Raw genomic sequence first — 18,882 nt, 5'->3', positions numbered from 1 at the left:
CCGGCCGGTCGTTCAGCTGACGATGTCGGCGAGCCGGGCGACCTCGTCGACATCGTCCGTGGCGGGAACGAAGATGATCTCGTCCACACCGAGGTCGGTGTACTGCGCGATGGACCGCTCGATCGCCTCCCGGGTGGTGCAGAGCACCGCGTTGGCGGCGATGTGCTCGGGGGCCAGCCGGTAGAAGTCCTGGATGTTCGCCCGGCCGGCCTCGGCGTCGCCCAGTGCGAAGTAGGCGAGCACGACGAGTTTCGGGGCACCCCGGCGACCTGCCTCCCGCCAAGCGCGTTTCGCCGCCTCGAAGCTGGGCGCTGTCACGGTCGGCGGCAGCGAACCGCCGATGTAGCCCTCGCCCCAGCGCACCATGCGGTTCAGCGCGGCAGTGGAGTACCCGCCGAACAGCACGGGCACCTGCCGGGTTCCCGATGGCACGGCCGGGTTCGGCCCGCCGCCGACCGGCTCGCCGCTCCAGACCTCGCGGTAGGTCGCCAGGTCGGATTCCAGCCGCGCGCCGCGACCGTCCAGCCCGTGCCCGGGCACGGTGAACTCGTCCTCGCGCGACCCGACGCCGACGCCCAGCGTGAGACGGCCGCCGGAGACGCCGTCGATGCCCGCGATCTCCTTGGCCAGCAAGGCACCGGGCCACGTCGGGGCCAGCAGAACCGCGCTGAGCAGTCCGATCGTCGTGGTCGCCCCCGCAGCGGCCGCGAGCGCTACGGTGTCGCTCACACCCGGGTACGCGTAGCGCCCGGTCGTGGCGAGGGTGGAGAACTCCGCTTCCTCGGCCCGAGCTGCCCAGCGCGGAATGGTCGATGCGGTGACATCACGCACCTGGTTCGGAAGTCCGATGCCGATCTGCACTGCGATTCCTCTCTGCGGTGGGGTGAACTCGAGTCAGGCCTCGCCCGGGAGGGAGCGGAAGAACTCCCGGATGTCGGCGATGAGCACTTCCGGCGCTGTGGTGAGGTGCCGCGGCAATTCGAGTGCCGGTGCGACGATGCGGTCGGCCACAGGTCTCGCTGCTGGTGGGGTTCAGGCGCGGTTCTCGATCAGTGCTTTGAGCCGCAGCAGGGTCTTCTCGATGCCCTCGGCGTTCCGGCGGGGCCACGGTGTGCGCACGAGCAGTCCGCGCACCGGTGAGGTGGAGAGGTCGAAGGTCTCGGTCACCTTCGTGCCGCCGTCGACCTCGTGGAGTTCGTAGCGCCAGCGGTGCTTGCCGGAGTGGCACCAGGCGATGCGCCGGTCCGCCTCGAACTCCACGACCGTGTTGACGATCCGGTAGCGCACACCGAACAGCTTCATGGCCGTCTTGAACGTGTCGTGCAAGCTCAACCGGTGCGGGCCCGAGACCGCGTTCTGCACGGTGCCCGAACCGTCGAAATCGGCGTGGCGGTGCGGATCGGCGAGCACCGAGAACACCGCCGACGGCGGTGCGGCGATGGTGATCTCGCGTGAGATCAGGAGTGGGCGAGGCGCGGAAGGCATGCGGATCTCCTGGTTCACCCGTTGCGAACGGAATCACTGCATGACAGCATGCTGTCGTGTTCGACAAGCTAGCGATACGACAGCATGCTGTCAAGAACGGCGATCAAGCCTGCGATGCCTACGCCGCACTGATCGACCAGGTCGGCAGGCTCGCCAACGTCGTCGAGGCGATCGGCAACGGCATCGCCCGGCCCACCGGCCAGAGCTTGGCGCGCTGGCAGGTCCTCGCCGAGGTCGAGCACGAAGCCGCCCCGGTCGGCACCATCGCGGGCCACCTCGGCCACACGCGCCAGAGCGTTCAGCGCGTCGCGGACCTGCTCGTCGAGGACGGACTCGCCTGCTACCAGCCCAACCCCGCGCACCAGCGGGCCAAGCTGCTCGAAGTCACCCCGACCGGCCGGGACGCACTGCGCAGGATGCAAGCGGCCTACACCCAGCTGGCCCTGCGCACCACTGAAGGCCTCGACCCGGAAAGGCTCGACCTCGCCCGCGAAACCCTCCGCGAACTGCAGCGCCGCCTCGAATCCGAACTGCCCTGACCCGCGATCCCGAACACACGAGCTGATGAACCACACCCCGGCGTGACACATATTTCCTCCTTGTGACACTAATCTTGAAACATGTCACCTCCGAGGATTTCTGACCTTGCCGCGCACCCGCTCGTCATCCATGCTGGCGGCATGGCGCTGGCTGACGAACGTGGGACACGCACTGAGATCACGGCCAACGGACAAGGCCGGGTAACCATCCCTGCTTCGATCAGGCACGCCGTGGGGATCGAACCGGGAACACCACTCGCGGTCTACGTCGAGGACGGTCGCGTGGTGATCGAAACGCGCGAACAGCTCGGAGAGCGCATCCGGCGTGACGTCGCAGCGACGTGGCGTGGCCGCGGATCGGCCGTGGACGAGCTGATCGCGGATCGCCGTGCAGCGGCCGCGGCCGAAGCCGACGAGGCCGACGAATCCGCTGGAGGTCGCCGTTGACCACCGTGCTGGACACTTCGGCGATCATGGCTTGGCTGCACGACGAAACCGGTGCGGACGAGGTCCACGCGATCATCGGCACAGCGACGATGTCGACGGTCAACTGGTCGGAATTCGCCCAGAAGCTCACGCACCACGGATCGGATGCCGAACGCACGTGCAACCGCTTGCGCACGTTCGGCGTGGCAGTCGAGCCGTTCACGGCCGAAGATGCGCTGCTGGCCGGCGAGCTGTGGGCACGCACTCGCTTCGCCGGGTTATCCCTGGGGGATCGTGCCTGCCTCGCGTTGGCCATCCGGCTCAACGCCCCGGTTCTCACAGCGGACAAGGCGTGGCGGGACATCGATGTGGGCGTGTCCGTCGAACTGCTGCGCTGACCACGCATCGCGCTTCGCGATACCGATCCGGTCGGCATGCGATCTGGCATCTGTCGGCCAACGGCTCATCGGTCTGGCCGCCGGGGCGCTGGCTGGTGCCCGGAGTAACTCCACAGGGGTGTGACGGAGCTTGATCCTCGCCTGCGGCTGGCACCAGCATGTCGCTCGTGAGAAGCGCGGAGTGCACAGAGATCACCGCAGACGGGGAAATGCGCATCACCCTCCCCCGGGCGATCATGCGAGCCGCCGGGATCGAACCCGGGATGCCGCTGGTCGCCTACGAGGATGACGGGCAGATCGTCGTCGAGATGCGCCCGGCGGTCCTGCCCGGCGCACCGGTCGCCGAGGAGCTGTTCGGCAAACCCGCGGTCGTGGAATGACGGTTTCAGCCGCACAGCCGGTGCGCGCCGCTCGGGGGGCGGTTCGCGGCGCGCACCGGCCGGGCTCGGACCTCCGTCCGAACAGGACGCAGATCCAGGTCTGGACCGGCGCGGTACCGCGCGAAGAAGTCCTCGATGACCGTGTCGCGTCCAGCAGCGCAGATCATGGACCACCGGTCGACCCGCAGTCACCGTTGTGTTCATTTAGTTCACACGCGACCCACCGGTCACGTGCACACCGCACGTACGCCCACCCGCTCGGTCAGCCATCGACAGGCACCCCGGCACCGGCGGAGCCGGTCAGGGCACGAGCGCTTCCAAGAGCTGCTCAAGCCCTGCGCTGTAGTCACTCCGGAGGTCGACGTACTTCTTGACGCGGAGAAGCGTCGGTATCTCGCAATCCTCGAGCAGCACCGGGATCACAGCGACACCCCCGTCCGCCGCCTCCGCTCAGTACTTCGCCGACCACTCCCGCTCGACCCACCCGGAGCCGACCGACTTGGGGCTCAGCAGAACCAGCAGGTGATCGCACTCCTCGATGCCGCGCGCGATCTTGTTCGGAATCGACTCACCCGCTTTGATCTCCCACTCGTCCAGCCACGGGAGGTGGCTTTCGTTCGCCAGGTCGACCGAAAGCCACGTGGCGGCCTGATGATCCGATGACGAGTACGAGATGAAGACGCGGCGACCGCCGACCTTCCCCTCGTTGATGCGGGCGCTCACCATCCGATCGGCGAGCAGGTTGTTGACGAACATCAGCTCAACGGAGAACTCGTACAACTGCTTGTACGAATAAGCCCGACGCCTGCCCTTGCGCTTCGCGAACACTCGATCCGCCATGATCCGCTGGAGCCGCTCCCGTCTGCTCCAGAGCGAATCAGTATCGATCGGCGATAGGCACGAGGGGTCCACAAAGTAGTAGCGCGAAATAGCGGAGAACGGCGGATCGCCGTAGTACACGATTGCTTTCAGACAATCCACACCGCAGTCGTCATCGCAGTCGTCATCGCAGTCGTACTCGTCGTTGTCCCAATAGCCGATCCGCAGATCCTGCCCAGGTTGTCTCACGACAACGGGTCCGTACTCGAACTCGTCCGGCATCGCGCTCCCCAGCTCTTCACCGACGCAGTGGTCGACGTTCAACCTCGGCACGATACCGAGAGCGGGGAGGCGATCAGACGTTTTCGTTCAGCGGCTCACTCCTCGGCGGCGAGCTGGCCGCAGGCCGCGGCGATCTCCTGGCCCCGGGTGTCGCGGACCGTGCAGGAGACGCCCGCGTCGCGGACGCGGCGGACGAACTCGCGCTCCACCGGCTTCGGGCTGGCGTCCCACTTGCTGCCCGGCGTCGGGTTCAGCGGGATCAGGTTGACGTGCGCGAACTGGCCGAGGTGCTTGTGCAGGAGCTTGCCCAGCAGGTCCGCGCGCCACGGCTGGTCGTTGACGTCGCGGATCAGCGCGTACTCGATCGACACCCGGCGGCCGGTGTGGTCGGCGTAGCCGCGCGCGGCTTCCAGGACCTCGGCGACGTTCCAGCGGTTGTTCACCGGCACCAGCGTGTCGCGCAGCTCGTCGTCCGGCGTGTGCAGCGACACCGCCAGCGTCACGTTCAGGTTCTCCGCCGTCATCTTCTTGATCGCCGGGACCAGGCCCACCGTCGAGACGGTCACCGAGCGCTGCGAGAGGCCCAGGCCTTCCGGCGCCGGGTCGCAGATGCGGTGCACCGCGTTGATCACGCGGCGGTAGTTCGCCAGCGGCTCGCCCATGCCCATGAACACCACGTTGGACAGCCGCCCGGGGCCGCCGGGGACCTCGCCGTCGCGCATCGCGGCAGCCGCCGAGCGCACCTGGTCGACGATCTCGGCGGTCGAGAGGTTGCGCTGCAGGCCGCCCTGGCCGGTGGCGCAGAACGGGCAGGCCATGCCGCAGCCGGCCTGGCTGGAGATGCAGACGGTGGCGCGGTCCGGGTAGCGCATCAGCACGCTCTCCACGAGCGTGCCGTCGTGCGCGCGCCACAGCGACTTGCGGGTCGTGCCGTCGTCGGTGACCAGGTGGCGGATCTCGGTGAGCAGCGGCGGCAGCAGGCTCTCGCCGAGCTTGGCGCGGCTGGCCGTCGGGATGTCGGTCATCGACTCGACATCGGCGTTGAGCCTGCCGAAGTAGTGGTGCGCCAGTTGCTTGGCGCGGAACGGCTTCTCCCCCAGCTCGACGACGGCGGCCTTCCGTTCGTCGGCGGAGAGGTCGGCGAGGTGCCGCGGGGGCATACCGCGGCGCGGGGCGTCGAAGACGAGTGGCAGGGAGGTCGCAGACATAGCGCCGTCCATCTTCCCACGCCCGGAGACGACCTTGGTGGCGGCCACCGCTCGCGGTACAGTTTTCGGCGTGGCGAAATCCCGGTCCGCAGGTCTCCGAAACACGTCTCTCGTCGCGGCGGCATTCCTGCTGCTCAGCGCCTGCGGGACCGGCTTCAGCCAGCCCGACGACGGCCGCAAGCAGGTGGTCACCACGTTCACCGTGATCGCGGACATGGCCCGCAACGTCGCCGGGGACGCGATCGCGGTGGAGTCGATCACCAAGCCGGGCACCGAGATCCACGAGTACGAGCCCACCCCCAGCGACATGCTCAGGGCCGCCAAAGCCGATCTCGTCCTGGACAACGGGCTCGGCCTGGAGCGCTGGTTCGACAAGTTCGTGCAGCGCAGCGAGGCCGAGCACGTGACGCTGACCAGCGGAATCGAGGCGATCCCGATCCAGGGCGGCGAGTACCGGGGCAAGGCCAACCCGCACGCCTGGATGTCGCCGCGCACCGCGGCGATCTACGTCACCAACATCCGCGACGCGTTCATCCGCCTCGACCCGGCGCACGCCGAGACCTTCCGCGCCAACGCCGACGCCTACCTGCGGCGGCTGGACGAGATCGACCGGTACCTGCGCGAAGAGCTGGCGGCCCTGCCCGACGAGCACCGCGCGCTGGTGACCTGCGAGGGCGCGTTCTCCTACCTGGCGCGCGACGCCGGCCTGCGCGAGGCCTACCTGTGGCCGGTCAACAGCGATTCCGAAGGCACCCCGCAGCAGATCAAGGCGACCACCGAATTCGTCCGGGAGAACGGAGTGCCCACCGTGTTCTGCGAGTCCACCGTCAACGACAAGGCCCAGCAGCAGGTCGCGCGGGAGACCGGCGCGCGGCTGGGCGACGAGCTCTACGTCGACTCGCTGTCCGGCCCGGACGGCCCGGTGCCGACGTACCTGGACCTGCTGCGCCACGACGCCGAGGCGATCGTCGCGGGCCTGCGGGGTGCGCGGTGAACCTCGCGATCAGCGCGCACCGCGTGACCGTCCACTACGGCGAGACGCTGGCGCTCGACGACGTGTCGGTGGACATCGCCCCGGGACGGATCTGCGGCCTGCTCGGCATGAACGGCTCCGGGAAGTCGACGCTGTTCAAAGCGCTGATGGGCCTGGTCCGCCCGGATTCCGGGGACATCCGGCTGCTCGGCCGCGACCAGCGGCAGGCCCGGCGCGACGGGCTGATCGCCTACGTGCCGCAGTCCGAGGCCGTCGACTGGACCTTCCCGGTGACCGTGGCGGACGTGGTCATGATGGGCCGCTACGGGCACCTGGGCCTCACCCGCCGCCCCAAGCAGCGGGACAAGGCGGCGGTCCGCGCCGCGCTGGAGCGGGTCGGGCTCACCGAGCTGGCCGGCAACCCGATCGGCGAGCTCTCCGGCGGCCAGCGCAAACGCGCGTTCGTCGCGCGCGGCATCGCGCAGGAGGCGCAACTGCTGTTCCTCGACGAGCCGTTCGCCGGGGTGGACAAGAAGTCCGAGGCGACCATCAGCGACCTGCTGCGCGGGCTGCGCGCCGAGGGCCGCACGGTGGTGATCTCCACCCACGACCTGGCCAGCGTCCCGGCGCTGTGCGACGAAGCGGTGCTGCTCCAGCAGCGGGTGATCGCGCACGGGCCGCTCGACGAAGTCCTGTCCCCGGACACCCTCGCCCGCACCTTCGGCGTCGACACCGCCGTCGCCCAGAGCAGCACCCAGGAGACCAGGTGAACGAGATCGTCCAGTGGCTCACCGAGCCGCTGCAGTTCGGCTTCATGCAGCGGGCGCTGCTGGTCAGCCTGGCCGCCGGGCTGGTGTGCGCCGTGCTGTCCTGCTGGATCACGCTGATCGGCTGGTCGCTGCTCGGCGACGCGGTCTCGCACGCCGTGCTGCCCGGCGTGGTGCTCGCCTACGTGCTGGCACTGCCCTTCTCGCTCGGCGCGTTCCTGTTCGGCAGCCTCGCCGTCGGGCTGATCGCCGGCGTCCGCAGCACCACCAAGCTGAAGGGGGACGCCGCGATCGGCGTGGTGTTCACCGGCCTGTTCGCGCTGGGACTGGTGCTGGTCTCGCGCATCCCGAGCCAGGTTGACCTCAACCACATCCTGTTCGGCAACGTCCTCGGCGTCACCGACTCCGACATCCTGCAGGTGCTGGTGATCGCGGCGATCGTGCTCGCGGTGGCGCTGGTCAAGCGCCGCGACCTCACGCTCTACGCCTTCGACCCCACGCACGCGCACGCGGTCGGGCTGAACCCGCGGCGGATCGGCGCGCTGCTGCTGACGATGCTGGCGCTGACCGTCGTCGTGGCGCTGCAGGCCGTCGGCGTCATCCTGGTCACCGCGATGCTCATCACGCCGGGTGCCACGGCTTTCCTGCTGACCAAGCGGTTTCCGCGGATGCTGGCGGTGGCCGCCGCGCTGTCGGTGTTCAGCAGCGTCCTGGGCACCTACCTGAGCTTCCACCTGGACACCTCGACCGGCGGCATGATCGTGGTGTGCCAGACCCTGGTGTTCGCGCTGGTCTACCTCGGTGCGCCGGAGCAGGGCCTGATCGCCCGGGCGGTGCGCCGGCGCGGGGTGGCCGGTTCCGCCGTGCGGGCCTGACCTCGAAACACCACCTTCACGAAGGCATCCCCGACGCCCGTATCGTGAAAGTATGACGAGTATGGCCGAGCGTCCGTCGCCGTCCGTCGAGGACTACCTCCGGGCGATCTACGGGCTCAGCGAACGAGGCGTGCCCGTCACGAACGCGACCCTGACGCAGCGCCTCGGGCTGAGCCCGTCATCGGTGTCCGGCATGATCAACAAGCTCGCCCAGCTCGGCCTCGTCACCCACGTCCGGTACCGCAGCGTCGAGCTGACCCCGGAGGGCAGGCGCCTGGCCCACGACGTGCTCCGCCGCCACCGGCTGATCGAGCTGTTCCTGGTCGAGGAGCTGGACTACAGCTGGGACGCGGTGCACCGGGAGGCCGACGCGCTGGAGCACGCGGTGTCCGACGAGCTCGTCGCGCACATCGCGGCCAAGCTCGGCAACCCCACCCACGACCCGCACGGCGACCCGATCCCGACCGCCGACGGCCGGATGGAGAAGCCCGCGACGAAGCTGCTCGACCAGGTCGATCCCGGCACCGTCGGCACCATCGCGCGGGTCTGGGACACCGATTCGGAACTGCTGCGCTACCTCACCGAGCACGGCATGACGCTGGGATCGCGCATCGAGCTCGTGGAGCGCAAGCCGTTCGGCGGGCCGCTGGTGGTGCGCGTCGGCGAGCCCCCGCACGACGAAACGCACTTCGTGGGCGGCGAGATCGCCGCGGCGCTATCGATCAGCGTGCACCGGTGAACCGTCGGTGAGCCGCGGCCCGACCGAGCGGGCGGTCACCACCCGAGCCCGCTCCGGCTGCTCGGCGCACTCCTCGCCGTAGACCTGCTCGGTCACCAGCCTGCCGTGCAGCTCGTCGGTCCGGTGCGCGCCCAGCACCGCCAGCAGCAGGTCGAACCGGCTGTCGGTCAGCGCCACCGCCACGTAGCAGAACCCGGCCAGCCCGATGAACACCAGACCGGAGACCCACAGCACCGGCGCGTTCTGCACCAGGAACATCACCGCGACGGCCAGCACCAGCCCGGACCCGAAGGCCACGCCGCGGGCGATCGACACCTGCTTCAGCAGCGAGCGGAAGGCCGGGTGCTGCTCGCACAGCTGCTGGATGATCCGGTTGCGCTCCCGGCGGTCCAGCTCGGCAAGCCGGCTCAAGCCCGCGGTGACCGGCTTCGCCGCGCGGTTGGCCATGGCTGCTCCTGTAACCCGGGTGCTTGCACGATCGGGCACTCCACGTGCATATACGCACGCTGAGTGACCACTTCTAGTCGATCACGTGGGAGGTCCAGGATCAAGGCGTCATTCGGGGGCGTTCGATTGCGGTAAAGGCACCGAGGGGTAGCGCCACCGGGTGAGGACCGCGATCTTGATCGGCCGCAGGGGTTTTCCCGGCCCGAACGCCGGTCACCCTCAGGGGGAACGGCGGAGCGATGCCTTTGTGTCCACCGGAGCCCTGCCCAACCGCACCTCAGGGGACCGTGACGCAACCCAGCCACGAGAAACCGCACAACGCGAGATCGACCCCGGACGCAACCACCACTGAAAAACTCGGAGAGGCGGGATTGCCAGTGACCATCGAAGTGGGCGCGCCTGCCTGGGTGGACTTGGCCACCAACGAGCTGTCCGCGACCCGGGACTTCTACGCCGGCCTGTTCGGCTGGCACTGGGTCCAGCGGCCGGACTACAACATCGCGATGAAGGAGCACAAGCCGGTCGCCGGAGTGCTGCCGCCCCAGACCGGCGTGCCGACCACGTGGACGCTGTACCTGGAGTGCGGTTCGGTCCGCCACGCGGTGGAGCGCATCCGGGCCCTGGGCGGGAAGGTGCTGGTCCCGCCCACCGAAACGCCCGCGGACGAGATGTTCCTGGTCGCCGAGGACCCCACCGGGGCGCCGGTCGGCCTGTGGCAGGCACCGCCCAACGGCACCTTCGGCCGGGACCACGCAGGCATGCTCTGCTGGGCCGAACTGCACACCCGCGACGGTTCCGCGGCGGACCCGTTCTACGCGGACCTGCTGGGCTACCGCCAGGAGCAGATCGGCGAACCGGGCGACGGCTTCGACTACACGGTCTGGTACGTCGACGACCAGCCGACGGCGGGCCGCTTCGAGACCAGCCTCTCGCTGCCCGAGGACGTGCCCGCGCACTGGCAGCTGTACTTCCAGGTCAACCCCGACCAGGACACCGACGCGGCGACCGCGAAGGCGGTGCAGCTCGGCGGCGAGGTCCTCCGCGAACCCACCGACTCCCCGCACGGCCGCGTCGCCCTGCTCCGCGATGTCGTCGGCGCGACGTTCTTCGTCATCGACACCGCCCAGCGCACCGGCGAGTGACCAGCTCCGTCACCCGGGCCTGGTCAATTTCGTACGAAATTGACGCGGGTCCGGGTGACTGAGCTCGAGTCAGGGGGCCAGGAGGGTGGTCGGCTTGCGGCGGGTTCGGAGGCGGTAGCCGACCGGGAGCGTGCAGCCCGGGGTTTCGCGGGCCGCGCGGGCGGCGACCTTCGCGGAGAACTCGATGCCCAGGACCGCTTCGAGGGATGCCCGGTCGTCGAAGCGCCACTCGGTGTCCACCGAGGTGCTGTCGAAGTCGTGGCGCTGGAAGAACGACTCGATCGCGGCCGGATCGATCTGCGGCGCATCGGCCCGCATCCAGTCGCCGTACGGCGGGCGGCCCGCGTCCAGGTCGACGATCGCGATCACGCCGCCCGGTCGCAGCACCCGCTCCGCCTCGGCGAGGCCCGGCTCGCAGCCGGGACCGAAGAAGTACGCGGTGCGGGCGTGCACCAGATCCGCACTGGCATCGGCCAGCGGCAACTGCTGGGCGGGAGCCTGCCGCACGTCCACGCCGGGCGTGCCCGCCATCCGGTGGCGCGCCCGCTCCACCAGCGGCTGGTGCGGCTCGATGCCGATCACAGTGCGCGCTTCAGCGGCGAACAGCGGCAGGTGGAAGCCGTCGCCGCAGCCGATGTCGACCACGTCCCGACCGGCCCAGTCGCAGCGCTCGCGCAGCGCGTCCCACAGCGCACCGGTCGCGTCCTGGGCCCGGTTCTCGGTCTCGAACAGCTCCGGCCAGTGCCAGATGTTCGGGCTCGGCGTGACCTGCGGCCGAGCCGCCTTCCGCCAGGCGCGCATCAACGCCCGTCCTCGTCGTCGAAGCGGCGCAGCCGCTTAGCCCACCCACGCAACCCGCACCGCCGAGCACGACGAGCTCGTCAGACCACGGTTCACGACGGGACCAGCCAGAAGAGCATCATCCAGGCCGCGGCCGCCGACGGGAGGAGCGAGTCCATCCGGTCCATCAGGCCGCCGTGGCCGGGCAGCAGGTTGCCCATGTCCTTGATGCCGAGGTCCCGCTTGATCAGCGATTCCATCAGGTCACCCAGCGTCGCGGTGCACACCAGGGCAGCGCCGAAGAGCATGCCCTCCCACCACTCGCCGCCGAGCATCAAGGTCACCGACAGCGCCCCCGCACCCACGCCGACCAGCATCGATCCGGCGAAGCCCTCCCAGGACTTCTTCGGGCTGATCTTCGGGGCCATCGGGTGCTTGCCGAACAGGACGCCGAAGGCGTAACCACCGGTGTCGGAGGCGACGACGCCGATCATGAAGCACAGCGCGCGGAACGCCCCGTCCTCCGGGCGCACCAGCATCGCGGCGAACGCGGCGAACAGCGGCACGTAGGCCGCGGTGAACACCGATGCGGTCACGTCCCGCACGTAGCCGTCGACGCCGTGCCGGAACCGCCACGCCAGGCAGGCCAGCACGGTGATCGCGAAGGCGACCAGCGCGCCGCGCAGCCCGAACGGCCAGGACAACCACACCATGGCCTGCCCGCCCACCAGCACGGGGACGAGCGACACCCGGGTGCCGGAGCCGCGCTTGAGCGCGTTGGCCAGCTCGACGCTGGAGACCGCCACCGCGGCGGCGACGATGCCGATGAAGACGAAGCGCACCATCAGCAACGAGAGGATGATCGCGGCGCCGAGCACTACCCCGACGCCGATCGCGGCACGGAGATCGCGTCCGGCCCGGGAAGGGCGCGAAGGCGGGTCCGGGGCGCCAGCGGGCATTCCGGACTCACCTTCGCATTGGCCGGCCGTCACCACTCAGACCTCGAGCAGTTCCGATTCCTTGTGCTTCACAAGGTCGTCGATCTTGGCGGTGTACTGGTGGGTGAGGTTGTCGAGCTCCTTCTCGGCCCGGGTGCCCTCGTCCTCACCGGCCTCACCGTCCTTGACGATGCGGTCGATCTCTTCCTTCACCTTGCGACGGATGCCGCGCACGCTGACCTTGCCGTCCTCGCCCTTCTGCTTGGCGAGCTTGACCATCTCCTTGCGGCGCTCCTCGGTCATCTGCGGGATCTGGATCCGGATGAGCTGGCCGTCGTTGGACGGGTTCACACCCAGGTCGGAGTCGCGGATGGCCTTCTCCATCGCCGCCAGCTGGCTGGCGTCGTAGGGCTTGACGACCACCAGCCGCGCCTCCGGCACGGAAACGCTGGCCAGCTGGTTCAACGGCGTCGGCGAACCGTAGTAGTCGACGACGATGCCGGAGAACATCGCGGGGTTCGCGCGGCCGGTGCGAACGGTGGCCAGCTCGTCCTTGGCCCGCTCCACCGCCTTTTGCATCTTCTCCTCGCCTTCGAGAAGAGCTTCGTCGATCACGGCTGCTCCTTAAGTCTGCCGACCGGTGGACATTGCAAGTGTCGCCCGCGGTGCGCCGCCGCCCCACGGCGGGCCCGCGACCAGATCAGGATCCAGCACCATCAGGCCGACGCTGCGGCGGGGGTGCTGACCAGCGTGCCGATCTTCTCCCCGCCGACCGCGCGGGCGATGTTGCCCTCCTGCAGCAGGTTGAACACCAGGATCGGCATGTGGTTGTCCATGCACAGGCTGAACGCGGTCGCGTCGGCGACCTTCAAGCCGCGCTCCAGGACCTCGCGGTGCGTGATGCTGTCGAACAGCTGCGCGTCCGGCGTGGTCTTCGGGTCCGCGGTGTAGACGCCGTCGACGGCCTTGGCCATCAGCACGACCTCGCAGCCGATCTCCAGCGCCCGCTGCGCCGCGGTGGTGTCGGTGGAGAAGTAGGGCATCCCGGTGCCCGCGCCGAAGATCACCACGCGGCCCTTCTCCATGTGCCGCATCGCGCGACGCGGGATGTAGGGCTCGGCCACCTGGCCCATGGTGATCGCGGTCATCACGCGGGTGTCGATGCCGTGCTCGCGCTCCAGGAAGTCCTGCAGCGCCAGGCAGTTCATCACGGTGCCCAGCATGGCCATGTAGTCGCCGCGAGCCCGCTCCATCCCGCGCTGCTGCAGCTCGGCGCCGCGGAAGAAGTTGCCGCCGCCGATCACGATGGCCACCTCGACCCCGTCGGCGACGATCTCGGCGATCTGCCGGGCGACCGTGCCGACCACGTTCGGGTCGATCCCGACGCCGCCCCCGCCGAACATCTCACCGCCCAGTTTGAGCAGCACCCGGCCGTAACCGCGCTGCGTTGGGCCCTCGTCGGTCACTGATTCCTCCTGCGAGGTCTTTCGGTCTGTGGTCAATTCGCGCTGGTGGGCACCTGGCGGAACCTCATGCGCCTTCTCGGCCGGGCCACGCCGCCGAGAACGCGCATGAGAACCCGCAGGTGACCGCCCTCTTGCGAAAGCGCCCCGCCTTTCCAACGAAGGCGGGGCGCCGAAACCGCGTCTGGCGGCTGCCGAGCCGGCCTGCTCAGCGGATGAGCAGGCGGGACACCACTGGGTGCGGTCCCGGCAGGCCGCCCTCAGCAGCAGGTCAGGCCTGGCCGACCTCGAACCGGGCGAAGCCGGTGACCGTCACGCCGGCCTCGTCCAGCAGCGCCTTGACGGTCTTCTTGTTGTCCTGCACCGACGGCTGGTCCAGCAGGACGTTCTCCTTGAAGAAGCCGTTCAGGCGACCCTCGACGATCTTCGGCAGGGCCTTCTCCGGCTTGCCCTCGGCCTTCGCGGTCTCCTCGGCGATGCGCCGCTCGTTGGCGACGATCTCCTCCGGAACCTCGTCGCGGTGCAGGTACTTCGCCTTGAGCGCGGCGACCTGCATGGCGGCGGCGCGAGCGGCCTCCGCGTTGTCACCGGTGAACTCGACCAGCACGCCGACCGCCGGGGGCAGGTCGGTGGAGCGGCGGTGCAGGTAGGTGGCCACGGCGCCGTCGAACTTGGCGACCCGGCGCAGCTCCAGCTTCTCGCCGATCTTGGCCGACAGCTCCTGGATCGCATCGGCGACGGTCTTGCCGTCGAGCGGCGCGGCCAGCGCGCTCTCCAGGTCACCGGCACCGGCTTCCCTGACCGCACCGGCGATCTTGTTGGCCAGGCCGATGAACTCGTCGTTCTTGGCGACGAAGTCGGTCTCGCTGTTCAGCTCGATCAGCACCCCGCCGTCCGCGGCGACCAGGCCCTCGGCGGTCGCGCGCTCGGCGCGCTTGCCGACGTCCTTGGCACCCTTGATGCGGAGGCTCTCGACGGCCTTGTCGAAGTCGCCGTCGTTCTGGTCGAGCGCCTTCTTGCAGTCCATCATTCCGGCGCCGGTCAGCTCGCGAAGACGCTTGACGTCGGCCGCACTGAAGTTCGCCATCGTGCGTTATCCGTCCCTCTTGTTACGCAGCTTCGAAGGTCTTGCAGGCGGGCAGCGTCCCCGCGGCGTCCGATCCGCTCGGCGGGGCGGCGTGCCCAGCTCGGGCAATCACACCCGCAAGTGTGACTGGAAGTCAGCCTGATCGCGCCCCGCGCCCGACGAGCGGACGCGGGGCGCGGCGCATCAGGACTGCGCGGGCTGCTCGCCGCCTTCGGCGGCCTGGCCGGAACCGGCCAGCAGCTCCTTCTCCCACTCGGCCAGCGGCTCGCCGCCGGCCGGCTTCTCCTCGCCCTCCGGGGCACCGTTGGTGCGGCCGCTGCGGGCCATCAGGCCATCGGCGACACCGTCGGCGACCACGCGGGTCAGCAGGGCGGCGGAGCGGATCGCGTCGTCGTTGCCCGGGATCGGGTAGTCGACCTCGTCCGGGTCGCAGTTGGTGTCGAGGATCGCGACGACCGGGATGCCCAGCTTGCGGGCCTCGCCGACGGCGATGTGCTCCTTCTTGGTGTCCACGATCCACACGGCGCTGGGCACCTTGCTCATGTCGCGGATACCGCCGAGGGTCTTCTCGAGCTTGTCCTTCTCGCGGGTCAGCATCAAGATTTCCTTCTTGGTGCGACCCTCGAAGCCCCCGGTCTGCTCCATGGTCTCAAGCTCCTTGAGACGCTGCAGACGCTTGTGGACGGTCTGGAAGTTGGTGAGCATGCCACCCAGCCAGCGCTGGTTGACGAACGGCATGCCGACCCGCAGGGCCTGCTCGGCGATCGCTTCCTGCGCCTGCTTCTTGGTGCCGACGAACATGATCGTTCCGCCGTGCGCGACCGTCTGCTTGACGAAGTCGTACGCCGCATCGATGTACGACAGCGTCTGCTGCAGGTCGATGATGTAGATGCCGTTGCGCTCGGTGAAGATGTAGCGCTTCATCTTCGGGTTCCAGCGACGGGTCTGGTGCCCGAAGTGCACGCCGCTGTCGAGCAGCTGCTTCATGGTGACGACGGCCATGGCCAGATTCGCACCTCGTGAGTCGGGCGCGCCGGGTGGCGCGCGATTCGGTTGCCGCGACGAGCCGGGTGACCCGTCGCCCTGGTGCCCGCCCGGCCACCCCACCCGGCTCACGAGGAGCTCGGGACCACGGGGCACCGGCAGCCCGCCCGGGCAGCAGCGACCGAGGTGTTGAACTCGGTACTGAGCCACCGGGTCGCCGACCTGTCGGTCCGGCCACCTGCGCAGGCGTGCGTGCGGGCACGCGAAGTCGGTCCGTGCGGACACGAAACCGCGCCATCAGTGTACTGGACGCACCAGCTGACCCGATCGTGGAGTGCGAGTTGTCCACAGCGGCCTGGTTTGTCCACAGATTTCTGCTTCCCCCTGTCGCCCGTCGCGACGCGCGGCCACTGTGGGTGGATGCGACCGTTGATCGTTTCAGCCCTGTTGTGCGGCGGTTTCACCGCTGCCGCGATCGGCCTGACCGCGGCACCCGAACCGACCGCGCACTCCGCGCCACCGCCGACCGCGAAGACCTCCGAAGGCCAGTTCGGCTGGCCGCTGGCTCCACCGCCCGCTGTCGTCCGCCCGTTCGAGGCGCCGGAACACGCCTACGGCCCCGGCCACCGCGGGGTGGACCTGGTCGGCGAGGTCGGCCAGCCGGTGCTCGCCGCGGGCGATGGCCTGGTGGTGTTCGCCGGGCCGGTGGCCGGCCGCGACCTGGTGTCGGTCGAGCACGCAACCGGATTGCGCACCACCTACGAACCGGTCCGCCCTGCGGTGGCGGTCGGCGACCAGGTCGCCAGGGGCCAACCGATCGGCGACCTGGAGCCGGGGCACCCGCAGTGCACGGCGCAGCCGCCCCGGGCCTGCCTGCACTGGGGAGCCCGCCAACACCTGACCTACCTGAACCCGCTGCGCCTGCTGGGCATGGGCCACGTCCGCCTGCTCCCCTGGGACTGACCGGCCCGGGGGCGGCGAGATCCGGGAGATCGCCGCCCCCGGCCGGTCGCCTCGCACAGCCGATCGACGTGCGAACGCGGTCAGCCCGCCTCGGTGAGCTTCGTGCGCAGGCGGAGCACCGCCCTGGTGTGCAGCTGGCAGACGCGCGACTCCGTCACCCCGAGGACCTTGCCGATCTCGGCCAGCGTCAGGTTCTCGAAGTAGTAGAGCGTCACCACCACCCGGTCGCGTTCGCTCAGGCGCTTCACCGCTTCGGCCAGCTGACGGCGGCTGTCCCGGTCCACCAGGGCCGCCACCGGGTCTTCAGCCCGATCGTCGGGGAGCGTCTCGGCCAGCGATGCCTGCATGGGTCCGGCGCCGATCAGGTCGTCCAGCGCGATCACGCTGGTCATCTGCAGCTGGGCGAACAGCTCGCGGAGCTCGTCGAGCGACAGCTCCAGTTCGGCGGCCAGCTCGGCATCGGTGGCGGTGCGCTGCAGCTTCGCCTCCAGCCGCTCCAGCGCCCGCTCGACGTCCCTGGCCCGGCTGCGCACCGACCGGGGCACCCAGTCCTGAGCCCGCAGGTCGTCCAGGATCGCCCCGCGGATGCGCTGCATCGCGTAGGTCTCGAACTTCAGGCCGCGCTCGGGCTCGAACTTCTCGATCGCGTCGACCAGGCCGAAGATGCCGGACTGGATCAGGTCGGAGACGTCGACGTGCGAGGGCAGCCCGGTGCCCACCCGGCCCGCTACGTACTTGACCAGCGGCGCGTAGTGCAGCACCAAGCGATCGCGGAGCTCCTGGTCGCGCCGCTCGCCGAACGCCTGCCAGAGCGCGACTATGCCCGCTTCGACGCCGTCGGCGCGGCGCTGGTCCCCGCCTGCCGCTGCCTCGGCCGCCGGGGGCACTCCTTGGCGGCGCACGCACTCGGGGGCGTGGCCGTTCGTCGCGCCGCCCTGATCACGGGCAGTCACCGGCGCCGAGTTCGGTCTCGCGGCCACCGTGTCGGCGCCGCCCCCGGCGTGGTCAGGAACGGGGGTGGGTTCGGTCATGGATCGCCTTCAGCCGTTCAACGGTCACGTGGGTGTAAAGCTGGGTCGTTGCGAGCGTAGCGTGACCAAGCAACTCCTGAACGCTACGGAGGTCCGCACCGCCTTCCAGCAAATGGGTCGCCGCTGAATGCCGCATGCCGTGCGGCCCGACGTCCGGTGCACCGGAAACGGTTCCGACGGCGTCGTGCACGCTCCGCCGCGCCGTACGCGGGTCAAGGCGTCCACCCCGGACACCCAGGAACAGCGCCGCGCCGGAATCGGCCCGGACCAGCTTCGGCCGTCCAGCGGTGACCCACCGGCCGAGCGCATCATCCGCGGGTAGGCCGAACGGCACAACGCGTTCCCGGTCACCCTTGCCGATCACGCGGATCACCCGTCGTTCGCGGTCGACGTCGTCGACGTCCAATCCGCACAGCTCGGCGATGCGCACGCCGGTGGCGTACAGGAGCTCGAGCACCGCGTGATCACGCAGGGCTACCGGATCGCCCTGCTCGGCTCCCGCCGCGGAGGCCTGCATCGCCGCGCTCGCCTGGTCGGTGCGCAGCACCGCGGGCAGCTTCCGCGGTTTGGACGGCACTGCCAGCCGCGGCCCGGGGTCGTTCGACAGCAGCTCGGAGCGCAGCGCCCACGCCGTGAAAGTCCGGGCGGCCGCGGTCCGCCGGGCCATCGTCGACCGGCTCGCGCCTTGGGCGTGCTGCACCGACAACCACTCGCGGAGCACGGAGATGTCCAGCTCAGCAAGGGTTTCCCGATCCGATGCCCCGGACAGGTGATCCAGCAGCGAGACGACGTCGCCGACGTAACCCCGGACGGTGTGCACCGACAGTCCGCGTTCGGCGGCGAGGTGCCGTTCGAACCCGTCGACCGCCGCACCCAGCGGTTCGGGCAGTTTTGCCCGGACCGCGCGGAAATCGGGTCTTCGCGGTTCGGTGGAACGGGCACGGGGCATGACTCAGACGCTGGCCCCTGCGACCCCACCGGTCAAGCATCGCCACGCCGAATCATGATCACTCGGCGCTTCCCGCCCCGCTGCGCACGACGACACCGGTGACGGAACCGCGCGGGTTTCCGGGCGACGACATCCGCCGAACGCCCGCCCCGAGGCCGCGCAGTTCCGGTGCACCTAGCCATTTCCGCAGGTAGGAACCCGTGATCA

Annotated in this window: 23 protein-coding genes; 10 read left to right on the top strand and 13 right to left on the bottom strand. The window is 69.6% G+C overall.

Going from position 1 to position 18,882, the window contains the following annotated elements:
* Positions 1-12: 12 nt before the first annotated feature.
* On the bottom strand, positions 13-861 hold the full coding sequence (locus tag OU416_RS05675) for an LLM class flavin-dependent oxidoreductase (protein ID WP_270925741.1): 849 nt from the start codon (positions 859-861) through the stop codon (positions 13-15).
* Between the two features lie 171 nt (positions 862-1,032).
* Complete coding sequence (locus OU416_RS05670) at positions 1,033-1,485, bottom strand: SRPBCC family protein (protein ID WP_270925740.1); 453 nt, start codon at positions 1,483-1,485, stop codon at positions 1,033-1,035.
* Between the two features lie 56 nt (positions 1,486-1,541).
* On the opposite strand from OU416_RS05670, the gene OU416_RS05665 reads away from it, so the two are divergent.
* The 4 genes from OU416_RS05665 (at position 1,542) to OU416_RS05650 (ending at position 3,228) form a co-directional block, all read left to right on the top strand.
* A complete protein-coding gene (locus OU416_RS05665) occupies positions 1,542-2,024 on the top strand; it encodes a MarR family winged helix-turn-helix transcriptional regulator (protein WP_270925739.1) in 483 nt (160 codons plus the stop codon).
* 141 nt (positions 2,025-2,165) lie between these two features.
* A complete protein-coding gene (locus OU416_RS05660) occupies positions 2,166-2,471 on the top strand; it encodes an AbrB/MazE/SpoVT family DNA-binding domain-containing protein (RefSeq protein WP_270925738.1) in 306 nt (101 codons plus the stop codon).
* A gap of 5 nt (positions 2,472-2,476) precedes the next feature.
* Positions 2,477-2,848 (top strand): type II toxin-antitoxin system VapC family toxin, encoded by a 372-nt coding sequence (locus OU416_RS05655; protein ID WP_270926079.1) that lies wholly within the window; start codon positions 2,477-2,479, stop codon positions 2,846-2,848.
* A gap of 209 nt (positions 2,849-3,057) precedes the next feature.
* A complete protein-coding gene (locus OU416_RS05650; RefSeq protein WP_270925737.1) occupies positions 3,058-3,228 on the top strand; it encodes an AbrB/MazE/SpoVT family DNA-binding domain-containing protein in 171 nt (56 codons plus the stop codon).
* Between the two features lie 450 nt (positions 3,229-3,678).
* On the opposite strand, the gene OU416_RS05645 is transcribed toward OU416_RS05650, so the two are convergent.
* A complete protein-coding gene (locus OU416_RS05645; protein ID WP_270925736.1) occupies positions 3,679-4,371 on the bottom strand; it encodes a toll/interleukin-1 receptor domain-containing protein in 693 nt (230 codons plus the stop codon).
* 53 nt (positions 4,372-4,424) lie between these two features.
* Complete coding sequence (gene rlmN, locus OU416_RS05640; RefSeq protein ID WP_270925735.1) at positions 4,425-5,537, bottom strand: 23S rRNA (adenine(2503)-C(2))-methyltransferase RlmN; 1,113 nt, start codon at positions 5,535-5,537, stop codon at positions 4,425-4,427.
* A gap of 70 nt (positions 5,538-5,607) precedes the next feature.
* On the opposite strand from rlmN, the gene OU416_RS05635 reads away from it, so the two are divergent.
* The 4 genes from OU416_RS05635 to OU416_RS05620 all read left to right on the top strand — a co-directional run bounded on the left by OU416_RS05635 (position 5,608) and on the right by OU416_RS05620 (position 8,891).
* Positions 5,608-6,531 carry a metal ABC transporter substrate-binding protein gene (locus OU416_RS05635; protein WP_270925734.1) on the top strand — a complete coding sequence of 308 codons (924 nt, stop codon included), beginning with the start codon at positions 5,608-5,610 and terminating at the stop codon, positions 6,529-6,531.
* Positions 6,528-7,280: a metal ABC transporter ATP-binding protein gene (locus tag OU416_RS05630; RefSeq protein WP_270925733.1), complete on the top strand. Its 753-nt coding sequence runs from the start codon at positions 6,528-6,530 to the stop codon at positions 7,278-7,280. The genes OU416_RS05635 and OU416_RS05630 overlap by 4 nt, the downstream gene beginning before the upstream one ends.
* On the top strand, positions 7,277-8,152 hold the full coding sequence (locus OU416_RS05625; protein WP_270925732.1) for a metal ABC transporter permease: 876 nt from the start codon (positions 7,277-7,279) through the stop codon (positions 8,150-8,152). Before OU416_RS05630 ends, OU416_RS05625 begins: the two co-directional genes overlap by 4 nt.
* A gap of 61 nt (positions 8,153-8,213) precedes the next feature.
* A complete protein-coding gene (locus OU416_RS05620; protein ID WP_372907140.1) occupies positions 8,214-8,891 on the top strand; it encodes a metal-dependent transcriptional regulator in 678 nt (225 codons plus the stop codon).
* Here OU416_RS05620 and OU416_RS05615 read toward each other — a convergent pair.
* Complete coding sequence (locus OU416_RS05615) at positions 8,868-9,338, bottom strand: hypothetical protein (RefSeq protein ID WP_270925730.1); 471 nt, start codon at positions 9,336-9,338, stop codon at positions 8,868-8,870. The two genes, OU416_RS05620 and OU416_RS05615, sit on opposite strands and share 24 nt — an antisense overlap.
* Positions 9,339-9,715: 377 nt before the next feature.
* On the opposite strand from OU416_RS05615, the gene OU416_RS05610 reads away from it, so the two are divergent.
* The gene (locus OU416_RS05610; RefSeq protein ID WP_270925729.1) at positions 9,716-10,480 is read left to right on the top strand and encodes a VOC family protein; all 765 of its coding nucleotides are present in this window, start codon (positions 9,716-9,718) and stop codon (positions 10,478-10,480) included.
* Positions 10,481-10,549: 69 nt separating this feature from the next.
* Here OU416_RS05610 and OU416_RS05605 read toward each other — a convergent pair whose 3' ends face one another.
* The 6 genes from OU416_RS05605 to rpsB form a co-directional block, all read right to left on the bottom strand.
* Positions 10,550-11,281 (bottom strand): class I SAM-dependent methyltransferase, encoded by a 732-nt coding sequence (locus tag OU416_RS05605; RefSeq protein WP_270925728.1) that lies wholly within the window; start codon positions 11,279-11,281, stop codon positions 10,550-10,552.
* Positions 11,282-11,373: 92 nt separating this feature from the next.
* Positions 11,374-12,219 carry a phosphatidate cytidylyltransferase gene (locus OU416_RS05600; RefSeq protein WP_093146624.1) on the bottom strand — a complete coding sequence of 282 codons (846 nt, stop codon included), beginning with the start codon at positions 12,217-12,219 and terminating at the stop codon, positions 11,374-11,376.
* A 36-nt stretch (positions 12,220-12,255) separates the two neighbouring features.
* On the bottom strand, positions 12,256-12,813 hold the full coding sequence (gene frr, locus OU416_RS05595) for a ribosome recycling factor (RefSeq protein WP_270925727.1): 558 nt from the start codon (positions 12,811-12,813) through the stop codon (positions 12,256-12,258).
* A 101-nt stretch (positions 12,814-12,914) separates the two neighbouring features.
* Positions 12,915-13,664, bottom strand: coding sequence for a UMP kinase (gene pyrH, locus OU416_RS05590; protein ID WP_093344558.1), 750 nt, complete (start codon positions 13,662-13,664; stop codon positions 12,915-12,917).
* A 268-nt stretch (positions 13,665-13,932) separates the two neighbouring features.
* A complete protein-coding gene (gene tsf, locus OU416_RS05585) occupies positions 13,933-14,748 on the bottom strand; it encodes a translation elongation factor Ts (protein WP_270925726.1) in 816 nt (271 codons plus the stop codon).
* 183 nt (positions 14,749-14,931) lie between these two features.
* Complete coding sequence (rpsB, locus tag OU416_RS05580; protein ID WP_093146628.1) at positions 14,932-15,750, bottom strand: 30S ribosomal protein S2; 819 nt, start codon at positions 15,748-15,750, stop codon at positions 14,932-14,934.
* A gap of 402 nt (positions 15,751-16,152) precedes the next feature.
* Here rpsB and OU416_RS05575 point away from each other — a divergent pair, with 402 nt between their 5' ends.
* Positions 16,153-16,695 (top strand): M23 family metallopeptidase, encoded by a 543-nt coding sequence (locus OU416_RS05575; protein ID WP_270925725.1) that lies wholly within the window; start codon positions 16,153-16,155, stop codon positions 16,693-16,695.
* Between the two features lie 80 nt (positions 16,696-16,775).
* On the opposite strand, the gene whiG is transcribed toward OU416_RS05575, so the two are convergent.
* Together whiG and OU416_RS05565 are read right to left on the bottom strand one after the other, a co-directional pair.
* A complete protein-coding gene (whiG, locus tag OU416_RS05570; RefSeq protein ID WP_270925724.1) occupies positions 16,776-17,726 on the bottom strand; it encodes an RNA polymerase sigma factor WhiG in 951 nt (316 codons plus the stop codon).
* Complete coding sequence (locus OU416_RS05565) at positions 17,701-18,675, bottom strand: tyrosine recombinase XerC (RefSeq protein ID WP_270925723.1); 975 nt, start codon at positions 18,673-18,675, stop codon at positions 17,701-17,703. Before OU416_RS05565 ends, whiG begins: the two co-directional genes overlap by 26 nt.
* Positions 18,676-18,882: the final 207 nt, after the last annotated feature.

It is taken from the genome of Saccharopolyspora indica (genome assembly GCF_027853965.1).
GTDB classification, from domain to species: Bacteria; Actinomycetota; Actinomycetes; order Mycobacteriales; family Pseudonocardiaceae; genus Saccharopolyspora; species Saccharopolyspora indica.
Note: the sequence above shows the minus strand (reverse complement) of the source record. Positions and strands in the feature narration are given on the sequence as shown.

Excerpts from the sequence above, each read along its gene's own strand:
- OU416_RS05575 (WP_270925725.1), top strand. The coding sequence starts at position 16,153 with ATGCGACCGTTGATCGTTTCAGCCCTGTTGTGCGGCGGTTTCACCGCT.
- OU416_RS05615 (WP_270925730.1), bottom strand. The coding sequence starts at position 9,338 with ATGGCCAACCGCGCGGCGAAGCCGGTCACCGCGGGCTTGAGCCGGCTT.
- OU416_RS05650 (WP_270925737.1), top strand. The coding sequence starts at position 3,058 with ATGCGCATCACCCTCCCCCGGGCGATCATGCGAGCCGCCGGGATCGAA.
- OU416_RS05620 (WP_372907140.1), top strand. The coding sequence starts at position 8,214 with ATGGCCGAGCGTCCGTCGCCGTCCGTCGAGGACTACCTCCGGGCGATC.
- OU416_RS05670 (WP_270925740.1), bottom strand. The coding sequence starts at position 1,485 with ATGCCTTCCGCGCCTCGCCCACTCCTGATCTCACGCGAGATCACCATC.
- OU416_RS05660 (WP_270925738.1), top strand. The coding sequence starts at position 2,166 with ATGGCGCTGGCTGACGAACGTGGGACACGCACTGAGATCACGGCCAAC.
- OU416_RS05605 (WP_270925728.1), bottom strand. The coding sequence starts at position 11,281 with ATGCGCGCCTGGCGGAAGGCGGCTCGGCCGCAGGTCACGCCGAGCCCG.
- rlmN (WP_270925735.1), bottom strand. The coding sequence starts at position 5,537 with ATGTCTGCGACCTCCCTGCCACTCGTCTTCGACGCCCCGCGCCGCGGT.
- OU416_RS05600 (WP_093146624.1), bottom strand. The coding sequence starts at position 12,219 with ATGCCCGCTGGCGCCCCGGACCCGCCTTCGCGCCCTTCCCGGGCCGGA.
- whiG (WP_270925724.1), bottom strand. The coding sequence starts at position 17,726 with ATGACCGAACCCACCCCCGTTCCTGACCACGCCGGGGGCGGCGCCGAC.
- rpsB (WP_093146628.1), bottom strand. The coding sequence starts at position 15,750 with ATGGCCGTCGTCACCATGAAGCAGCTGCTCGACAGCGGCGTGCACTTC.
- OU416_RS05565 (WP_270925723.1), bottom strand. The coding sequence starts at position 18,675 with ATGCCCCGTGCCCGTTCCACCGAACCGCGAAGACCCGATTTCCGCGCG.
- tsf (WP_270925726.1), bottom strand. The coding sequence starts at position 14,748 with ATGGCGAACTTCAGTGCGGCCGACGTCAAGCGTCTTCGCGAGCTGACC.